The organism is Bowmanella pacifica (assembly GCF_014645355.1).
In the GTDB taxonomy this organism is placed as follows: Bacteria; Pseudomonadota; Gammaproteobacteria; order Enterobacterales; family Alteromonadaceae; genus Bowmanella; species Bowmanella pacifica.
Map to the genome: position 1 here is coordinate 311,783 of NZ_BMLS01000002.1, position 19,621 is coordinate 331,403.

A 19,621-nucleotide genomic window follows, 5' to 3' on the forward strand; every position below is an offset into this window, starting at 1 on the left:
ATGGCACGAATTTCAGCAGACAGAATGCAAAAAGCGCAGGCACAACTGGCCAGTATTTCGGCCGACGACCACGAGAAGGTTAAAGCCCTGGCCAATATTGTTAAGCCGCTACGCAGCGTGTTGCACAAAACACCCGACGACTACGATATGACAGGCTGGGAAGATATCTATTTTCAATCGGATGACGGCACGCCGCTGGAGGGTTGGTATATTCCGGCCAAAGGTGGGGAAAGCGATAAGCTGATTATCTTTAATCATGCCCTGCCCATGTGCCGCGCCGGTTATCCGGGCCATTTAGGGGCACCCTGGAGTGCCTTTGATGAGGTGGAAATTGATTTTGTGATTCAGATGAAACATCTGACCGACGCCGGTTACAACGTACTGGCCTATGATATTCGCAATCATGGTAACAGCAGTGCCGCCAATGGCGGGCTGTCTGGTATTGGCCGCTGGGAATGGCGGGATTGTGTGGGGGTGAAAAAGTATGTGGATAATCACCCCAGGCTGAGCAGCATGAAGGTAGGCCTGTACAGCCAGTGCATGGGCGGTAATTCCCAATACGAAGCAATTTACCGTCGCCCCGAATTGTTCGCCAATGTGGCTTGTATGGTCAGCCCTATGGTGGTGTCAATGGCCGCCATCTTTGATGCCTTTTCAGAACTGTATGGCGTTCAGCAATATCAGGAGCTGATTGACCTGGAATTGCTGAAAATGGGCGCCTTTACCGCCGCTGAAATGACCCCGCACTTGTTTGCTGCCGGGGTGAAAATGCCGGTATTAATGGTCCAGGTATTAGATGACGAATGGACCCGCAATCCGCAGGATGCCCAGCAAACCTTTGATTTATTAGGCAGTGCCGACAAGGAACTGTTCTGGATCACCGGCACCACCAAGCGCTTTCGTGACGGTTATAACCACTTTGGTCGCCACCCGGAAAAAGTCTTGTCTTACTTTGATAAATATATGAAGTAAGCCCAATACTAAGGGGAGCTTGCCGCCTTGCCTCGCTCCCCTGCACACTGAGTTACTTGCAGTAGGCTTTAATACTGCCATCTTGGGGTATTGAGCGCACCGCACAAACACTATATTGCTGAGGTAAAGGTCTGGATAGCATCACTGGGCTGTCAGCGTAGAGACAGACCTGCCAGATTTGATTATTCACTTTGTCCGAAAAGTCGTAACTTTCCTCAACTACCTTAGCGGCTTGATCCTGCTGAATCTCAACCGACTGTGGTCTGAGTAATGCTCCCTCTTCTACAGGGCCATCGCTGAACGTTAACGATACCAGATTATGTGTATGCTCGGTGCGTGCATACTGCCCCCACATCTGCCACCCCGATGGCACATCAGAAACTTGCCAGCCAGCCTGTATCGCCTGAGGGCATTCAAAGGCATTTTGCTCTTGCGTTGCACAAGCCTGTCCAGCCAACGCCATTAGCGACAGGGTAATTATCCAGTTGCCCTTATTCATGCATAATCACCGATAATGCATCCCCATTGTTACTGGGGTCTTTGTATGAACCATCTGCATTTAGCCCCTTAAAAAGCATTTTGCGTTTGGATATGGCTGGTTTTGTACTCCATTGATCCATAACCCATATGCCGGTTCCATCCTGTGAAAGGTAGAGTGCGGCATGGTTACCATGCGGAAGATTTGGATAACGGCCATCTACAAAAGTAGCCACAGCCGTTCCTTTAGATATTTGCGAGGCATTTCCTTTAACTTTTATCCCTTCTCTCCAAGTATCAGCTTTCCCTACTTTAGTATGCCATTGAACTAATCCTGCACATTCTCCACCAAATACTTTGGGCTTTCCTTCAAGACTATCTACTTTTGTATAAATAAATGGGCCGCCAGCCATTAGACTCTCCTTGTCTGTTCCACAAATTATTAATGATGCAAGACGAGTGTAGTTGGCTTTGTAGAATATTCCTCAAAGCGAAGTAGGTTTCGTATATTCGCCTTTTATCCCTGTAATAGGCTACAAGGGATCTCGGCTTCGCCTAACTTAGCTGCTACATATAAAGTGCCTTCGCTGATACTGACCGAGCACACCATAGAGCGCTCAACCAGCGCGGCCAGAGACTGAATAGCCGGCCAGGGGAAACGCATTACGCTGATGGGCAGGCGTCTGAACTGTGCCTGCTCCTGTTGCCACCACACCTCGGACTTTTGATTAAAACTGTAGAGTTTCACTTCGCTGGCCTGGCGTGAGGCTTTTTTGATGCGCTCGAAGGCAGGTTCACCCACATCTATCCAGGTCAGCAATTGGTCATCCAGGCTACGCTGCCAAATGTCCGGCTCATTGGGGGTGCTCAGGCCGGTAGTGAATATCAGGCCCTCACGGGCATTTAAACAATAGGCCATCACCCGCGCCATCATACGCTCGGTAGATTCTGACGGATGCTGGGCCACGGTCAGATGTAAAGTGTCGTAATAATCCCGGTCCAGATCAGACAGCGAAATAATAAACTTAAAAATGGTGGGTTTAAGGGCCAAAAAGGTCTGCCTTGTTAATGCATATCGCCTCAGAATAAGGCAATTTGCGTTAGCCTAGCAGATTGCGGTGTTCACACACCAGCGCCTTATCAGTCGCAACTAATCAGGGAGTTTCCTGTAACAAGTCAGGGATCACCTGAATGCTGCCATTCCCTTTTCCCTGTTTAAAATTTGGCAGGCTGCCCTCCAACACTACGTCGTCGCTATACTCCAATTGCAGTGAGGTCGAATTACCCGAAATCTCATTATTCTTAAGCTTTACATTACGGCTGCAACAAATATAAATGCCGGTTTTGCCTACCCCTTGAATGCGGTTTTTTTCAATCAGCAGCCCATTATGCACCCCAGGAGCCATGGCACTGGATTCAGTGAGCACAGCTATGCCCGAAGCTTCCTTGTAGGTGCCATCGCCGTAGCCATTGCCAATCAGGGTGTTGTTGCGGATCACTACATCCTGAGTGCCAATAGATTCCATCCAGCCGGTGGCCGTATCAACTAAAATACCGGTGCCGGTATTATCAACAAATTCATTGTCCTCAATCAGCGCGCCACGGGACTGGAACAGAATCCCCCGAGCCCTGATGCGTTTCACCTGATTATTCTTAAATACCAACCGCGCCACTTTACTGGCATTGGCCAATAGATCCGTAGGCAGCACAGCGCTGTCAATTGGCTGGGAAAAATGCAAATCGGCACTACCATCGTCATTCAGCTCAATGCCATTGAGGGTATTTCTGGCATAGAGTTTTAGGGTATCGCCCCTAACCCACTCCATCTCATCACCGGGCTGCGGCCAGTCGGGTAGCAAATCTTGGGTATTCACCGACAAATAGGCCCTGACACTGTGAGTGGAGAGGGTTTTCTGCAAAGACAGATAAAAGCCATGCACATTAGTGGCATCATCGCCCATACCTTCGAAGTAGCTATCCTGAATGCGGATCTCTCCGGTACAACTAATAAAATGCGTGGCATCGGTATTGGTAGACATCAGGCGGCCGGCTTTAGGCTTTACCTGCAAACTCTGCATCACAATATCGGCACAATGATGGCCGATGATCCCCATACCCGGCGCCGCCAGAATTTCCACATCTTCAAACCTTACCTGGCTAGTGCGCAGCAAATGAATGGCGGGCCGATAGTTGCCCACATGACGCAGAATTACCCTATTTCCCACCGGTACAGCTTTGCTGCCGCTTACTCTGACCAGCTGCGGCGCCAAAAGCTGTAGCGGCGCCGTCAAACGCCAGTCATCCACCAGTCCCAAACGGTTGTGCTGCACGTCAAAATCCATCAGAGCCCAGACCGGCTCACCACCTTGCAGCGGAAAGTCGCGATCGACCTGCACATCAAAACCATCAGCCCGATTGGCCACCACTGTGCCTACTGAGAAGAGAGGTCTTTGCCAGTCGATGCTCAGCCCTTGTATGCGAATTTGTTGGGAATCGATAAACTCCATTGGTTGCACTAAACCATGGAACACCAGTCGGGCGTCTTCGCCGATGATCTCTGCGTCATTGAGACCAACAAAGGACATCGCTTTGTGATAGGGAGTACCGGCTTTTCCCCATTTAGTGTCGTAATCCAGCTCCCCCCGCATGAGGCGCTCGAAGTCCGCCATTGCACCTGGCAGCCTGAAGTGGTATTCCCCTGCGGGGAATATCAGTTTCCCGCCCCCCTGCTGATGCAACCTTTCAATAGCAGCTTGTACCGCCTGAGTTACATCCATTTGGCCAGGTACAGCACCAAAATCCTTCACATTAATGACATCAATATTGGACTTTGCTTGCTGGCTGGCCGTCACCAGACATACAAACAATATGCACCTAACGAGGTTGGACAACATGCTCCTCTCCCTTTTCGTCGTTGTTCTTTGTTTGCACTGCGGGCAACTGAAAACGCTTAACCCCCATTAGCGCCAGTAAAATCCCCATCAGCGGCGTCAGCCAGTTGAAAAAGGCATACAGGGCATAATCAAAGGGGTTTACCAGCAGCACCGACTGCATATAAGCGCCGCAGGTATTCCAGGGGATCAGCGCCGAGGTACACGTACCGCCGTCTTCCACGGCGCGGGAGAGGTTTTCCGGGGCCAGGTTGCGTTTTTCGTACTCGGGTTTAAACATTCTGCCAGGCATCACAATGGCAATATATTGGTCGGCGGCAATCAGGTTGGTACCAAATGCCGTGCTGATGGTGGTGATAATCAGCCCGGCCACCGACTTTGCGGCTTTTAATAAAGATTGCACCACGCGCTGCAGCAGCCCGGTGGCTTCCATTACCGAGCCGAAGGTCATAGCCGAGATAATCAGCCAGATGGTATTTAACATTGAGCCCATACCACCGCCACTGAGCAAATCTTTGAGCAGCGGATCTGGGGTATCCAAGCTCACCCCGGCATACATGGCCTTCCATACCACAGTGATAGTGCCGCCAATCTCGCCCAAATTGGGATCGGCCTGGGCCTGGATAAAATCCTGCTGAAAGAGTACCGCCATCAGGGCACCAAATAGGGCACCGATACCAATAGCAGGAAAAGCCGGCACTTTACGAAAGGCTAAAAACAAGGTAATTCCCAGTGGCATCAGCAAGTACCAGGCAATATGGAATTGCATAGACAAGCTGCCCAGCAGCGCGTCCAGTTCCACCGGCTGCGCTCCCCGCCCTTCCTGCAAGCCTAGAATCAGAAACAGTACCAGGGTAATAGAAAAACTCGGCAGTGTGCTGTAGAGCATAAAACGGATATGGGTAAAAAGGTCGGTGCCTGCCACGGCAGGCGCCAGGTTAGTGGTATCGGATAAGGGCGAGAGTTTGTCACCAAAATAGGCACCGCTAACAATGGCACCGGCGCAAATCACTTCCGACAGACCCAGGCCGCTGGCTACTCCCATCAGCGCCACACCTATGGTGGCCGCCACAGTCCAACTGCTGCCGATACTCAGTGCCACAATGGCGCAGATGATGCTGCAACTGAGATAAAAATAATCCGGGTTTAACAGCTTAAGACCATAGTAAATCATTGTGGGTACGGTGCCGGATAACAGCCAACTGCCAATCAGCGACCCCACCGCCAGTAGGATCAAGATGGCACCCAGCGTCAGACTAATGCCACGCACTATGGCCTGTTCAATCTGCTCACGACCATAACCATTATAACGACCCATCACAGTGGCTACCCCGGCACACAGCAACAGGGCTATCTGATTGGGCCCAGAAGAAGAGTCATCACCGAAGTAATACACCGCCAGAAACAACAGCAGCAACAGCACGGCAATGGGGACTAGTGCTTGTAATAAACTGGGCTGACGGGGTTGTAACATACGCGGCCTCTCCTGTGGGTCAGCCTTCATTTATATTACAACCCATTAACAATGACAACATTTATAATATAAATAAGATTATTAGTATTGAATGAGGGAATTATGCACAGTACGCAAAGGCATCAGCTCCGGCACAGAGTCAGGGTTTTTCACTTTGGTAAGCTGATAAAAAAATCCCGGGCTAAGCCCGGGATTGGCAATACAGGAGGGAATTCCCTCCTATCAGGCACAGGGAGTTAGAACTTGGCGCGCACACCCAAGGCATAACGAGGGCCGGTTTCAATCACCTGCAAGGTTTGATTGGCGTACTCAGCACTCTTCACGGTCAGTTCATTGGTCAGGTTAATACCCTCAAAGAACACAGTGAAATTCTCGTTGATGTCGTAGCTGCCGCTAATATCCAGTTGCGCGAAGTCATCCACATAATGACCATCACGCTGCCTGCTGCCGGTAGTCACCGGCTTGGTTTGCAGGAAACGTGAACGGTTGTTGTAGGCCAGACGCAACTGGAAGCCGTCTTTTTCATAGAACAGAATCAGGTTTTGCGAATCTCCCAGACCAATCAATGGCAAGTTGTCTTCGCTAGACTTGCTGTCTACTTTGGTCAGGTTGAAGATCACACCCAGTCCATCAAACGGCTCCGGCAAGGTGGTAAACATATGCTGTACAGCAAATTCATAGCCATCCACCTTAGTGCTGTTTTCATTCACTGGACGAGAAATCTCGTACTTGTAGCTGCCGCTTGGCAAGTTCAGGGTCTCTGGCAATACGCTGGTGCCCAGATAGCCGTCAATGTCTTTACTGAAGTACGCCAGCGCAGCGTAGCTGCCTTCCTCGTAGTACCATTCCAGTGACAAGTCGAGGTTTTCTGAGGTGTAAGGTGCCAGCAGCGGGTTACTACCTGAGCCGCTTAGGCCGTCGATTTGACCGTCACCATAGCTGGTCAGCGGGCTCATCTCATTCAGTTCAGGACGGGTCATGGAGCGAGAAATGGCACCGCGGCCGACCAGAGTTTCGGTAAAGTTAATATTGGCATTCAGACTGGGTAACCAATCCTGATAGCTGTTACTGATCTCAACCGGCACATAGTCATCGGAATACACCGCAAAGACTTTGTTAGGCTCATTTTGCGAAGGTTGCAGGTCAAGCAAGGCAATTTGCTGACCACTGGACGTGCTTTGGGTATCCACATAGCGCATACCGGCCACCAGGCCCCATGGCATATCGCCCAGTTCGCCTTCCAATTTAAAGTCGGCGTACAGCGCCAGTACTTCTTCATTCACTTCATAGGCAGACTGGTCAGGAACAATGCCGAAACCGTTGCGACTGAAAACGGCTTTGGCGGCCTCTGGGTCGTCCAGCAGCGCGATGACTTCGTCACGACTCAGATAGGCCATGATCTCGTCGGTATTAAAGGTTGGCCATTGGTTTACCGGGCTACCTGAGGCGCCAGACAGGAAACCGTCGGCATCAAACAGGTCAAATAAGGAATCAGGCAATGGCACCCTGACGCTGTTATCGGCATAGATCCATGACAGTGGCCCTTCGGTTTCGCCATACACCTTATTCAAAGTACGATCGGAATAATGGGCGCCAAACTTAACTTCCACCAGCGGACCGGCTTCCACATATAAACGGTTATCCAGCTTAGTGCCGAAAACCTCATCCTCCAGCTTGGTACCTTGCAGCGAGGTCCAGCCAGCCGTGAGCGTATCGCCGGGTCGCAGCTGATCGAAGGTCATAGTAGGCACTTGCTGACCTTGCTGGCGATCATAAGAGAAGGTACCAGGACGGCCGACAACTACGTCAGACCAACCTTTACCAGGGTCAGATTCGGCCTTGGAAGCACTGATATCCAGCTCCATACGCCAGTTTTCGGTGGCTTGCCACTCGGCATTAAAACCATAAGCGTCCAGGCTGCTTGAAGCATCGGACTGACGCGCCATGGACTCAACATACACGTCCACGAAGTCGGCATAAATCAGGGTATTGTTTTCATCCAACACCGGGTTGCGCACATTACCAGGGGTAAACCAGGACGGATAGATATCCTGTCTGCCGGTTACATCATAGGTAGAATGCATGTAATCCAGGGTCATGGTCAGATTATCTGTGGGAGCGTACTGCGCCACAAAGGTACCACTTAAGCGCTCTCTGTCTTCACTTTGTACAATCTGATCATAGTTACGTGGGAAGTAAATCTCGCCGTAATTCTGGCCGTCCAGATCGTCGGTTACCTTGAAGTAATAGGCGGTATTAGCTTCTTCATAACGGCTTTCACGCTGATAGCTGGCCAAAGATACCAACACACCAAACTTGTCATCGTCGAAGGTATTGCTGATTACCCCAGACAATTGCGGCTTGGTTTTGCCGGTCATTTCATCGTACAGGGCCTTGGCACTGGCAACCGCCTGAAAACCTTTATTATCAAAAGGGCGCATGGTGGTGATATTAATAGTGGCGCCTATGGCCCCTTCCTGCAGTTCACCGGACTGGGTTTTATATACTTCGGCACCGTTAATCAGCTCGGTAGGCAGAATGTCAAAACTGAACGCACGTCCACCTGGCGTGCCTTCCCAACTCATTGAAGAAGGGTCACCCACTGTTGCCAGCATCCGACCGTTGAGCAACACCGCGTTAAATTCAGGCCCCATACCACGCACGGTGACCAGTTGGCCTTCCCCGCCTTCGCGGTCAATAGAAACGCCGGTAATACGTTGTAATGATTCGGCCACGTTCTGATCAGGAAACTTACCAATGTCCTCGGCCGAAATCGCATCCACCACATTAGCGCTACCGCGCTTGATGTCCATGGAACGAATCAAACTTCCCTTTATCCCTCTGACATTGATAACTTCAACCTGAGCATCCTCACCTTGCAGGGTCTGTTCTTGCGCCATGACAGGTAATGCCAGGCCCAGATTACAGGCCACCAATATGGGCAAGTACGCGAGTTTAGGTTTTCCAGCTAGCATGCTTATACCTCGTGCTTTAAATGAGTCCAAGTTTGTTGTTGTTCAGTTTCATGTGGAAAAGGACATTGATGCTACATCTGTAACAATACCATCACATTAAAACTATTTATAATATAAATAACTCAATTTCATTTTACAAACAATTAACAGAAGAAATTTCATGCTAATTGGCTTTATCAAGGCCTAGACAGCCTTCAATCGCCCATTCACAAAGGCGATACCAGCCATCGAGAAACAAGATGAATTTTAATATTGCATTATTTATAGTATAAATCTAGCGTGTTTTAACATACGACTAACTAGTTTGGTGTTTCACTATGCGAGAATGGACGCCAATCAGCGGTACAAGAGGAAGCAATATGTTCAGGTCAATCCCTTTCCGGCAATCCGGTGCCATGATACTGATAGCTGTCAGCCTGATAACAGGTTGCACGGCGCCACAGGAAACAACGGAATCATCGGCTCTATCATTGCAAGCCAGCCTGAATCGTCAGGGCAGCCCAGACGCCATGCGTATGCTGGACCAGTTTGGTAATCAGCGGTTTAATCCCTTGTTTGATCTGGGGGCCTGGCATGGCTTCTTACAACCAGAAAAAGTAGCCGAATACGGCGCCTTTAACGGTCCCATGATTATCGCTGAGGAATACGGTCTGTATCTGGCCAAACAACTAGAAAAGCTGCGGATTAGCGACACTATCAGTGGTAAAACCTATGACTATAAAGACGCCACCGTTCAATTTGATAATCACGCAGGACGCTTACAACAGCAGTACCAGTGGCCAGATTTGACGCTCACGCTGACGCTGGACTTTGTCACTCCTCGCACCGCCCTGGTCAGCACCCAATTGGTCAATAAACAAGGGCAGGCAAAAACATTACAGCTTCAGTGGCAGGGGCAGTTGCTAACAGATTGGCAAAACGGTCAGTCCATCAGCGCACAATATCCGTCCTGGCAGCGCCAAATGACACTCGACCCGCAAGGGGTAAAAATTCAACTGGGAGCGCAGCGCAGCACCTGGAATATGATGTTATCCGGCGCAAGTCGTTACCATATTCGTCGCTCAGTCAGCGCCACCAGCCACCCCCAGGGAGAGCTGGCTTATCAAGCTGAAACCAAGCTGTCGCTTGCAGATAATCAGCAGCGCACCTTGTATACCAGTCACAGCTATGTTCACAACGAGCAAGAGTGGCAAACAGAAAATGCGCGTCTGGACCAGCTGTTTAGCGCACCAGAGCAGGCCATTGGTCAAAGCCGCGCCCGCTGGCATGCTTACCAGCAAGCGGGTCTGAACACAGATTCACTGCTGCCGGCCAGCCTGGCAAAAAAAGCTATGCAAACCTTATTGGGCAACTGGCGCGGCCATGCCGGTGAACTGAAACATGATGTGGTGACACCATCGGTTACCGCTCGCTGGTTTAACGGTGCCTGGGCCTGGGACACGTGGAAGCACGCCGCCGCCATGGCCCACTTTGCCCCGCAGGTGGCTAAAGACAATATACTGGCTATGTTCGACTATCAGGTACAAAGCTCGGATAGCCTCAGACCACAAGATGCCGGCATGCTGATTGATGCTATCTTTTACAACAAAGATGCACAGCGTGGTGGTGATGGCGGTAACTGGAATGAACGCAATACCAAGCCGCCGCTGGCCAGTTGGGCGGTATGGGAGTTATACCAAGTCACAAAGGACAAGGCGCTAATTGAACAGCTTTATCCCAAACTGGTAGCTTACCATCAATGGTGGTACAAAAATCGCGACCATAATCAGAATGGTCTGGCCGAATACGGCGCCACAGCCCATCCCCTGCATAACGATTCCAAGGGCAATATTCGTTTTGATATTCAGCCTCAGTCCAACACGGCACTGAATACCCAAGTGACTGCTGCCTGTCAGAGCAAAGGCGAAAACTGGTATCAATGCGCAGGGGCAGCCCTGTATGAAAGAGCGCTCGCATCCGGAGAATATCTGGATATTGATATAGGTGCTCAGCACGGCGCAGGCTGGGAGTCAGGTATGGATAACGCCGCACGTTTCGGCTTTATCAACCAAGCGCAATTGCAAGCCTATGCCGACACGCACTATCAGGGCGATATCAAACGGGCCAGGCAAGATTGGCAGGTACGTTTTTTTGAGAACCACGATGACCAGGGGCAGCTATTAGGGTTCTCCATTGACCAGGAGTCCGTCGAGCTAAATGCTTATTTGGCGATGGAAAAAGGTCTGCTGGCCAAGATGGCAGCCTTGCTGGAACAAAAAGAAGACGCCAAACAATGGCAACAGCAAAGCCAACAACTGGCGCTCAAGGTTAACCAGTGTTTCTTCGATACACAAAGTGGGTTTTACTATGACAGACAAATTGGCCTGAGCGAGCAAGATAGCTCGGGCTGTGGCGGCAAACTGCTGACCGCCAGAGGACGCGGACCGGAAGGCTGGTCGCCGCTATGGGCAGGGGTCGCCGGACAACAACAAGCCGACCGCGTGGCCAAGGTCATGCTCTCCACCAGCGAATTTAACAGCCATATTCCCCTTGGCACAGCCGCGCTCAGCAACCCTGCTTATCATCCGGATATCTACTGGCGTGGCCGGGTGTGGCTTGACCAATGGTATTTTGGCGTGATGGCGCTGGATAAGTACGGCTATCACCACCAGGCCCGCGAGCTGGCGCTGCGATTGGTTCACAATGCCGACGGCCTGCTTGAAGACGGTGCCATTCGCGAAAACTACCACCCCTTAAACGGGGCGGTGCAAGGCGCCAGCAATTTCAGTTGGAGTGCCGCGCACTTGTACTTGTTGTACCGACAGCTCTCCAGGCAAAACTAAACTGGCGTTATTGCTGCCCTGCCGTTTGCAGGGCCAGCGCCAGATTATCCTGCCCCCAAAAGGGCTCTTGTCCCACCATAAAAAAAGGTGCGCCAAATATCCCCTGGCGCACAGCCTGCTGATTAACGGCTTGTAATTTGGCTTTGCTTTCCGGGCTTTGTGCCTGTGCGATAATAGCCTCGGCGTCCAGATCCAGCTCACTTAGGATCTGGCTGACCACTTCAGGGTCGGCAATATTTTTATCCTGCACAAAATTGGCCTGAAATACCGCCATCACAAAGCGATTGAGCCACTTAGCGTCTCCATACCAGCAGGCAATACGAGCGGCCAGAATGCCATTTTGCGGAAAACGGGACGGTCGAAAGTAAGGCAGTGCATAGCGCTCACACACCCTCTCGATGTCCCGCCACATATAGTTACCTTTGGCAGTAAATAAATTAAACGGCGAGTCCTGCCAGCCTTGGGCTTTAAAAATGGGGCCAAGCAAAAAGGCGTGCCAACGCACGGTGATGTTGTGCTCTGCGGCGAGCGCTTCAATGCGCATCACAGCGGGGTAGCTATAGGTACTGGCAAAATCAAACCAGAAATCCACAGGGGTCATTCCATTTACCTTATCGGGCTGTCTGTCCCCAAAATATGGTCTGACCTGGCAACCATGTAAAGGCAGTTATCAATACCGATGGATGGACCCGGATACTCGACATACGAAAAGCCAAGCGCCTCGTAGCATCGGCGGGCCTTGATATTGTCCTGTAATACAAACAAGGACACCTCCGTTAGTGTGAACTCCCGGCTGCCCAGCGCCACCAATTCCCGTATCAGGCGTTTGGCCAGGCCGCCGCCGCGATGGGCAGGAGCAATCACTAAACGCCCCAGATGACAGCGTCCTTCACGCAGATAATACTGGCCAAACCCCTGCAACTCGTCCGCTTCTGTCACTAATGCCCAACTGGCCAGTTGTTCCAGTCGCACATCGCGGCTAAAGCTCTGTCTATCCAAAGGAAAGGTCATACCCGGTCCACCCCAGGAAGTCAGGCTGGCCTGACTGTCAAACCAGGACATCATAGTGAACAGGTGAGCTTGGGTGGCAGGAACGAATTGCATGCTGATGCCCTTATCAATAAAGGCACATACTCACACAGTAGAAACAACAAAAAAAGCCGCCTTGGCAGGCGGCTCACTTAAGGATTTGTAAGCTTTAGAAGCTAACGTTTACATCATCTGAACAGGTGTCGCTGGCATCACATACCTTGTACACAAACTGCGTGCCCACGACCCGTCGCTCGCGGTCGCGATAAACCCCGGTATTATCTACCGTGGCGATTTTCACGCCATTACGGTAAATATCCACCTGCTCTGCCGGTGAACCAGTGTACGCCAGATCCACACGCAGGTAGCCAAGTCCGGTCAGATAGGCGCGCTGCACCTCCAGACTGATCTGGGTATCAGATACCGTAATATCCATGCTGTGACTGTCGGTGTTCCCCTCACTGTCGGTCACCGTCAGGGTGACACTATAAGTGCCGGAAGCCGCATACATATGCAGCGGATTCTGCTCGCTGCTACTGTTACCGTCACCAAAATCCCAACTCCAACTGACAATATCACCGTTTACATCTGTGCTAGTGTCGGTAAAGCTGGTCTGTAGCCCCTCACTTTGTGCGCTAAAGCCTGCCTGCGGCGGCGCTGGCAACACTTCGCCAATGCCAGTGATGGTAAGTGACCAACTATTTAAGGTCCCCGTATCCAAAGACGCGTTATCAGATACGCTCAACAACCAGTCGCCGGTTGCGATCTCGCCGTTGAAGGCATCCAGTTGGAAGCTGCGGTCAATATCATCTTCGCCGCTGCCGGTACGGTTATGCAGCACCGCTTCGGTACCACTTGGCGCAGTGAGTTTAACAAGCAAGTCTCCTGACCAGGTATGGCTGATATTCACGTAAGCGTCGGTACCAAACACGGTAATATCATCAGGAATATTGATTACCGATATGATGCCATCGGCATCGTTATCCGGAATCGCCTGACTGTCGTTATTGTTGTAGGTGAAATCCGTTAATCCTTGTGGGATAACGGTCAGCGCGACACGCTGACTTTTCACTAACTCGCCGCTGGTACCGGTTACAGTAAACTCGTAGTCCCCCCATTGGGTATCTGCTGTGGTGGGTACCGTGAGCATAAAGCTGTCACCGGGGGACACGCTGCTTGCCGATAAACTCGCGTCGGCTAACGGCGCTTCCAGACTAAGCGCAATACTGCCATCCCAGTCGGCCACCGAACTGACAATAAACTCATAACTCGCCGTTTCGCCCGCCACCACAGAGGTACTCAGTGGCGCAGCGCTGAAGCGGAACCCAGGCGTGGGATCGGCCGCTTCCACCGCGTTCAGCAAGTTGAGTCGCTTGCCACTAACGATTTTTCCTTGCATATCGGCATTATCATCGCCACTGTCCATCAGTAACTGCTTAACCTCAAGGGCACTCAGGCCTGGATTAACACTCATGACCAAGGCTGCCGCCCCCGCCACATGGGGAGATGCCATGGACGTTCCCGAGCCATTGCCATAGCTCCCGCCAGGAAGGGTGGATAAAATATCCGAACCGGGCGCCGCCAGATCCACTGTGGTTAAGCCCCAGTTGGAAAACCAGGAGATCCCGTCGTTGTGGTTGGTACTAGTCACAGACAGAATAGAGTCATGCTCATAGTTAGAGGGATAGTGAGGATTGACATCATTGTTGGTGGTGTCGTTGCCCGCTGCGGCCACAAACAAGATATCCGCCTGCTCGGAGGCCGTGATGGCATCCCGCAGTGCCTGCTCTTCGGGGCCGCCACCCCAGCTATTGTTTAGCACGCGAACATTGTGGCCGGCATTTTTCAGCGCCACAAAATAATCGACACATTGAATGGCATCTGCCGTGCTGCCGAAGCCGTCAGAGGCTAAGAACTTACAGCCCACCAGCGACACTTGCTGGCTTACACCCACCACGCCTACGCCGTTATTCCCCTCGGCGCCCACAGTACCGGCCACATGGCTGCCGTGACCATGGTCATCCATAGGATCGCCGTTATCCAAAATACTGTTGATGCCATAAACATCGTCAATGTAGCCATTGCCGTCGTTATCCACGCCATCGCCGGGAATCTCACCGGGGTTGACCCACATATTGGCCACCAAGTCCGGGTGAGTGTAATCCACGCCGGTATCAATAACGCCGACTATTACATCGCGGCTACCGGTGGCAATATCCCAGGCCTCAACAGCATCAATATCGGCATCGACCGTACCGCCAGTCTGCCCTTCGTTATGCAGCCCCCACAGATCGCCAAAACGCGCATCATTGGGTGCCCCCAAAGCTCTGACCCGGTAGTTTGGCTGGGCATAACTGACGGCGGGATGTTTTTGTAACTTTTCCAAAGCCGCCTTCACAGACAGGCCGCGCAGCTCAAACTTGGCCATACGACCGGCCAACAGATGCTTGAACCTGTCGTCTACTTCATCCAGGTTACTGTCACTGATAGTAGCAGCTACCAGTCCACGTACCGCCCGGCGGTCGGCCAAACTGGCCTTTTCCTTGTACACCACAATCACAGAGTCCGACGCATAACCGGAGACCTGTTGAATATCCACAGAGGCATTGGCCAACATAGGCAACATCGCCAATGTAAAAGCAGAAAGTTTGTATTTCATGGTTGGAATCCATCTTAGCTGTATCCATTAAACCGGCGTATGCCGGCGCCTGAAGGATTCTCCATGTCACTATCGGGAATTTTCGCAACGCATCCAGAATTAGCAGGTTCCATCAAGCTGTGCCAGCCAAACCGGTAAAAATACGCCCTTAGCATGAGACTCCCGCCACTTCTCCCACCCACCTGGTACTAAAGCATGAATTTCAGCCTAGTACTTTTGCATGAGACTCACTGGTTGATGAGCCAGTAAAAGCTTATCGAAGTGATGCAAACGAAGACGCCTAGCGGTTAACAAAAGTTAAGCTTTTTTGGTGATATTCATCCTTCAGCAAACCCCCTAGAGTGGTCTGGCGAACGTATCAAGTTAGTAGCGCCAAAAATGAAAACCAATAAAAACAACAATGCATTCAGGGAATTAGTCAGACTGAAAGGTCTGGGCTTTGGGGCATTTTTGCTGGCTTTCAGCACAGTTGTGCAAGCACAGGATCTACTTCCTGGTACCGATTTGCAGGACTCTCCTTTGTCAATCAGCCTATCGACTTCGGTTCAACACCAGGCTAGTTCCCTGGTGATTGGCCAATATGGAATTTTCAACAAAGCAACAATCAGCCAGAGCGCAAGCGGCGGTAACCAAATTGCCTTGATGCAACAAGGGGACAGCAATGTCGCCAACATTTTGCAGCAAGGTAGCAACAACACCGTCAATGTGCAGCAATGGGGGCAGGACAACCAATTGGATGTGATCCAGCAAGGTCATGCCAACACGGCCAATATCTGGCAAAGCGGTGAGCAGCAGTTCAGGGTTCACCAGATAGGAAGCAATATGGTGGTCAATGTGTACCAACGCTGACCCCGTAAAAAATAAATTGGAGAATAAGGTGAAAATCCAAAAATCCCTACTAGCATGCGCCATCCTCTGTGCCCTTGGGGCCAGTCAAGCGGTGGTGGCAGATGAAAGTAAAAGCACCGACGTGGTAATGAAAACCGATGTAATGGCAGATGCCCTCGGCAATGTCATTCAACTAACTCAGATAGCCACTGGCGGAGCCAGCCAGGGCAACAATGTCAGCTTGTTCCAGGAAGGCGACGTGAACGGCTTGGCCTTGACCGTAGAGGGCGATGCCAATAATGCCGACGTAACGCAGGTTGGCTCAAGCAATATCAGCGTCAGCAACCTGACCGGTGAGGCCAACGATCTCAGTGTCAGCCAAGTGGGCAATGAAAGCATTGCCGAGGTAATGGTAACCGGTGACGGCAACGAGCTAAACATCAGCCAAAATGAAGATATTGGCTACCTTGGCATTACCAATGAAGCACAGGCCATTGTTGAGGGTAATGACAACTATATCAGCATTGATCAGAGTGAAGGCGGCCAATGGGGCTATGTAAAAAACCTGCAAGGCTCTGGCAACGACATCAGCATACTGCAAAGCGGTGAGTGGAACGAAACCCACCTGGATGTGATGTCGGGTGATGCCAATGCGGTGGATATTGAGCAAGACGGTTATTGGAACGTCAGCCGGGTGCGCGATCTGCAAGGCGACAACAATGAACTGGAAACCATCCAGGACGGTCGGCGTAACCAGTTTGCCCTGACCTTACTGATGGGCGAAGACAACGATATCGAAATTGATCAGGATGGCGAATACAACACCGCCAACCTGGATGAAATCCTCGGTAGCGGCAATGACATCAGCATTGATCAAAACGGTGACTACAACAGTGCAGAATCCGCCCTGTTCACTGGAGACAACAATGATGTCATGGTTAATCAGACCGGCAACGAGAATATCGCCACCTTTGAACTTATCGGTGACGACAATGACTTCAATCTGATGCAGATGGGCGATGGCAATGACGCCTACATGGGGATCATTGGCTCGGGTAATGATTTAACCACCATGCAGAATGGTAATTTCAACCAAAGCCATATGGTCAACTTCAACGGTAATGACAACGATATCCTCATCAACCAAAGCGGCGATGAGAACGTGGCCGTGGTGCAGGCCTCCTACCCTGATTTCAGCCTGACCACCGATGACAATGACATCAGTCTGATGCAAGACGGCAATATGAATGACGCCGTGGTCAATATCAGTACCCTGCTGGACAGTAACAACAACCAGGTGGATATCGCTCAGAACGGCGATCTGAACGCCTTGGATTTGTTAATTGAAGGCAGCAACCACCTCATTGATATCCTGCAGGAAGGCAATGAAAACATGGTGGTGGGTGAAGGTGGCGCCGCCATGCTAATTGGCGGTGACTCGGTGCAGTTGTCCATCAGTCAGGTCGGGCACGGCAATATTGTCGAAGGTGCCGTGATCAGCAATGGTGGCAGTATCAGTATCGCTCAGGTGGGCGACTGGAACACCGCCACCATCGTTCAGCAGTAGCGCGTGGAGGGGCGGGCCAAAGAGCACTATCGGCGGCCCGCCATTTTATGTTTCTACCCAGATGCTTGTTGCTCTTGGCACTTTGCAGCTTGATCAGACCGAGCTTTGCCGAAGTTGAACTCGGTGGATTGATGCTGGATAACACTTTCAGCCGTTTTGGCCGGGAGTTCTATCAGCAATTCAGCCGGCTTTGGCAAGATGTCCCGCAAACCCAGAGCTTTAATGTTGTAGTTAAAGAACAGGTGGTGCCGCGCGCCGGTACCCGACTCACCGTACAACTGAACAATCAGGTTATCTATGTCACCTACATGGGCCGTCGGCAGTCGCCCATGGAAGACAAGGTGGAAGAGGCCATGCTGGCCTTACTGCAAGCCATGGCCAATGCCAGATTTGACAGTAGCAGCCAGGATATGGCCGAAAACGGATGGTAAATAAATGAATAAACTCAAGTTAATGACAATGTTACTGAGTCTGATTGTCGGCCAGGTCGCCGCCACAGAATTGGTATACACCCCGATAAATCCCAGCTTCGGCGGCAATCCACTGAATGGCAGCTTGCTGATGGGCAAAGCCCAGGCCCAAAACAAGCACAAAGATCATATTGAAGAGCGTAGTTACGCTGAAAAATTTCAGGAATCTCTGGAACGGGCCTATATCAACAAAATGGTACGGGAAATTACCGATCTGGCCTTTGGCGAGGATGTGGAAGACAGCGTATTTAATCAAGACTCGGTATTTGTCAGCGGTGATTATGAAATACAGATCCTGACCAGTAACAGTGACAGTATCACGGTGCAGATCACCCATTTACTCAATGGTGAAATCACCGTGATTGAAGTCCCCAAGTTTGGATAAGCTGATGTTGCGTTTACTTTGCCTGGCGGCGGTGCTGTCTTTGATGGGATGCAGTAGTCTCGGCCCTATGTTCCCACCCAACGAGCAACCGGCCGTCGCCCTGAGCCCAACCGACAACTATCAGGATTTACTGGCCTTGCCGCCGCCCAAGGGTATGATTCCTGTGTCTGTGTATGCCTTTCGCGATCAAACCGGACAATATAAACCCCAGGCCAATGTCAGTTCGTTTTCCACCGCAGTGACACAAGGTGCCACCTCAATACTGATGCAAGCACTGGCCGACTCCAATTGGTTTTTACCAGTGGAACGAGAGGGCCTGCAGAATATTCTGACCGAGCGTAAAATTATCCGCGCCGGCTTGCAGGCCGACGGTAAAGAAGAGAAAGAAGAACTCCCCCCTCTTACCACCGCAAAATTGCTGTTGGAAGGCGGTATCATCAGCTACGACTCGAACGTGCGAACCGGCGGTTTTGGTGCCGAATATTTTGGCATCGGGGCATCGGAGTTGTACCGGGAAGATCAAATATCCGTCTACCTGCGCGCCATTGATGTGCGTACCGGTCAGGTGCTGCTATCGGTATCCACCAGCAAAACGGTATTAAGCCAGGAGATGCGGGCCGGCTTTTTCCGCTATGTTAGCTTTAAACGCCTAGCCGAAGCCGAGGGTGGTTTTACCACCAATGAGCCAATGCATATTTGTGTAAAACAAGCCATAGAGAAAGCGCTTACCGACTTGGTCCATAAGGGCATAGAAAAAAGGGTCTGGGCCACAGCACAAAGCTAAGACTCTCATATCTCTTGGTGCTCTTCGTGACCTTAGTGGCGAGGAAAGAAAATCCAAATCAACAGCAAGGCCAGGAAATACACAAAGGGGGTGAAAACCATCACCCCCTTTGTGAGGCATTGTTTTTCTTCGTGTTCTCGGTGGGCTTCGTGGTGAGAAATAAAAACCTAAATCAACAAGAAGGACGCGAAATACACGAAGGGGTAAAAATCAACAACCCCCTTTTAACTCATTGCTTTTCTTCGTGTTCTCGGTGGGCTTCGTGGTGAGAAATAAAAACCTAAATCA

At 51.1% G+C, this 19,621-nt stretch carries 16 protein-coding genes; 7 read left to right on the top strand and 9 right to left on the bottom strand.

Going from position 1 to position 19,621, the window contains the following annotated elements:
* Window positions 1–972 (top strand): alpha/beta hydrolase family protein, encoded by a 972-nt coding sequence (locus IEX02_RS07535; RefSeq protein WP_188692630.1) that lies wholly within the window; start codon window positions 1–3, stop codon window positions 970–972.
* Between the two features lie 52 nt (window positions 973–1,024).
* On the opposite strand, the gene IEX02_RS07540 is transcribed toward IEX02_RS07535, so the two are convergent.
* The 6 genes from IEX02_RS07540 to IEX02_RS07565 all read right to left on the bottom strand — a co-directional run bounded on the left by IEX02_RS07540 (window position 1,025) and on the right by IEX02_RS07565 (window position 8,789).
* Entirely contained in the window at window positions 1,025–1,471 is a 447-nt protein-coding gene (locus IEX02_RS07540) for an STY0301 family protein (RefSeq protein WP_188692633.1), read from the bottom strand.
* On the bottom strand, window positions 1,464–1,862 hold the full coding sequence (locus IEX02_RS07545; RefSeq protein ID WP_188692636.1) for a BPSL0067 family protein: 399 nt from the start codon (window positions 1,860–1,862) through the stop codon (window positions 1,464–1,466). Before IEX02_RS07545 ends, IEX02_RS07540 begins: the two co-directional genes overlap by 8 nt.
* Window positions 1,863–1,966: 104 nt before the next feature.
* Complete coding sequence (locus tag IEX02_RS07550; protein WP_188692638.1) at window positions 1,967–2,500, bottom strand: YaeQ family protein; 534 nt, start codon at window positions 2,498–2,500, stop codon at window positions 1,967–1,969.
* 103 nt (window positions 2,501–2,603) lie between these two features.
* Window positions 2,604–4,343 carry a right-handed parallel beta-helix repeat-containing protein gene (locus tag IEX02_RS07555; protein WP_188692641.1) on the bottom strand — a complete coding sequence of 580 codons (1,740 nt, stop codon included), beginning with the start codon at window positions 4,341–4,343 and terminating at the stop codon, window positions 2,604–2,606.
* Window positions 4,324–5,814: a Na+/H+ antiporter NhaC gene (gene nhaC / locus IEX02_RS07560; protein WP_188692644.1), complete on the bottom strand. Its 1,491-nt coding sequence runs from the start codon at window positions 5,812–5,814 to the stop codon at window positions 4,324–4,326. The genes IEX02_RS07555 and nhaC overlap by 20 nt, the downstream gene beginning before the upstream one ends.
* A 236-nt stretch (window positions 5,815–6,050) precedes the next feature.
* Window positions 6,051–8,789: a TonB-dependent receptor gene (locus tag IEX02_RS07565; protein WP_188692648.1), complete on the bottom strand. Its 2,739-nt coding sequence runs from the start codon at window positions 8,787–8,789 to the stop codon at window positions 6,051–6,053.
* Window positions 8,790–9,148: 359 nt separating this feature from the next.
* On the opposite strand from IEX02_RS07565, the gene ygjK reads away from it, so the two are divergent.
* Entirely contained in the window at window positions 9,149–11,611 is a 2,463-nt protein-coding gene (gene ygjK / locus IEX02_RS07570; RefSeq protein ID WP_188692651.1) for an alpha-glucosidase, read from the top strand.
* A 7-nt stretch (window positions 11,612–11,618) separates the two neighbouring features.
* Here the strand turns inward: ygjK and IEX02_RS07575 are convergent, their stop codons facing one another.
* From IEX02_RS07575 to IEX02_RS07585, 3 genes are all read right to left on the bottom strand, one after another.
* Window positions 11,619–12,212 carry a 2-hydroxychromene-2-carboxylate isomerase gene (locus IEX02_RS07575; RefSeq protein ID WP_188692654.1) on the bottom strand — a complete coding sequence of 198 codons (594 nt, stop codon included), beginning with the start codon at window positions 12,210–12,212 and terminating at the stop codon, window positions 11,619–11,621.
* A 5-nt stretch (window positions 12,213–12,217) separates the two neighbouring features.
* Window positions 12,218–12,715: a GNAT family N-acetyltransferase gene (locus IEX02_RS07580; RefSeq protein ID WP_188692657.1), complete on the bottom strand. Its 498-nt coding sequence runs from the start codon at window positions 12,713–12,715 to the stop codon at window positions 12,218–12,220.
* 94 nt (window positions 12,716–12,809) lie between these two features.
* Window positions 12,810–15,299, bottom strand: a complete 2,490-nt coding sequence (locus IEX02_RS07585; RefSeq protein WP_188692659.1) for a S8 family serine peptidase — start codon at window positions 15,297–15,299, stop codon at window positions 12,810–12,812.
* Between the two features lie 378 nt (window positions 15,300–15,677).
* Between IEX02_RS07585 and IEX02_RS07590 the strand changes: the two genes are divergently transcribed.
* From IEX02_RS07590 to IEX02_RS07610, 5 genes are all read left to right on the top strand, one after another.
* Window positions 15,678–16,148 (top strand): curlin subunit CsgB, encoded by a 471-nt coding sequence (locus tag IEX02_RS07590; RefSeq protein ID WP_188692662.1) that lies wholly within the window; start codon window positions 15,678–15,680, stop codon window positions 16,146–16,148.
* A gap of 28 nt (window positions 16,149–16,176) precedes the next feature.
* Entirely contained in the window at window positions 16,177–17,694 is a 1,518-nt protein-coding gene (locus IEX02_RS07595; protein ID WP_188692665.1) for a curlin, read from the top strand.
* Window positions 17,695–17,783: 89 nt separating this feature from the next.
* On the top strand, window positions 17,784–18,125 hold the full coding sequence (locus IEX02_RS07600) for a CsgE family curli-type amyloid fiber assembly protein (RefSeq protein ID WP_229702140.1): 342 nt from the start codon (window positions 17,784–17,786) through the stop codon (window positions 18,123–18,125).
* Window positions 18,126–18,129: 4 nt separating this feature from the next.
* Complete coding sequence (locus tag IEX02_RS07605; protein WP_188692670.1) at window positions 18,130–18,549, top strand: curli assembly protein CsgF; 420 nt, start codon at window positions 18,130–18,132, stop codon at window positions 18,547–18,549.
* A gap of 4 nt (window positions 18,550–18,553) precedes the next feature.
* Entirely contained in the window at window positions 18,554–19,333 is a 780-nt protein-coding gene (locus IEX02_RS07610) for a CsgG/HfaB family protein (protein ID WP_188692673.1), read from the top strand.
* Window positions 19,334–19,621: the final 288 nt, after the last annotated feature.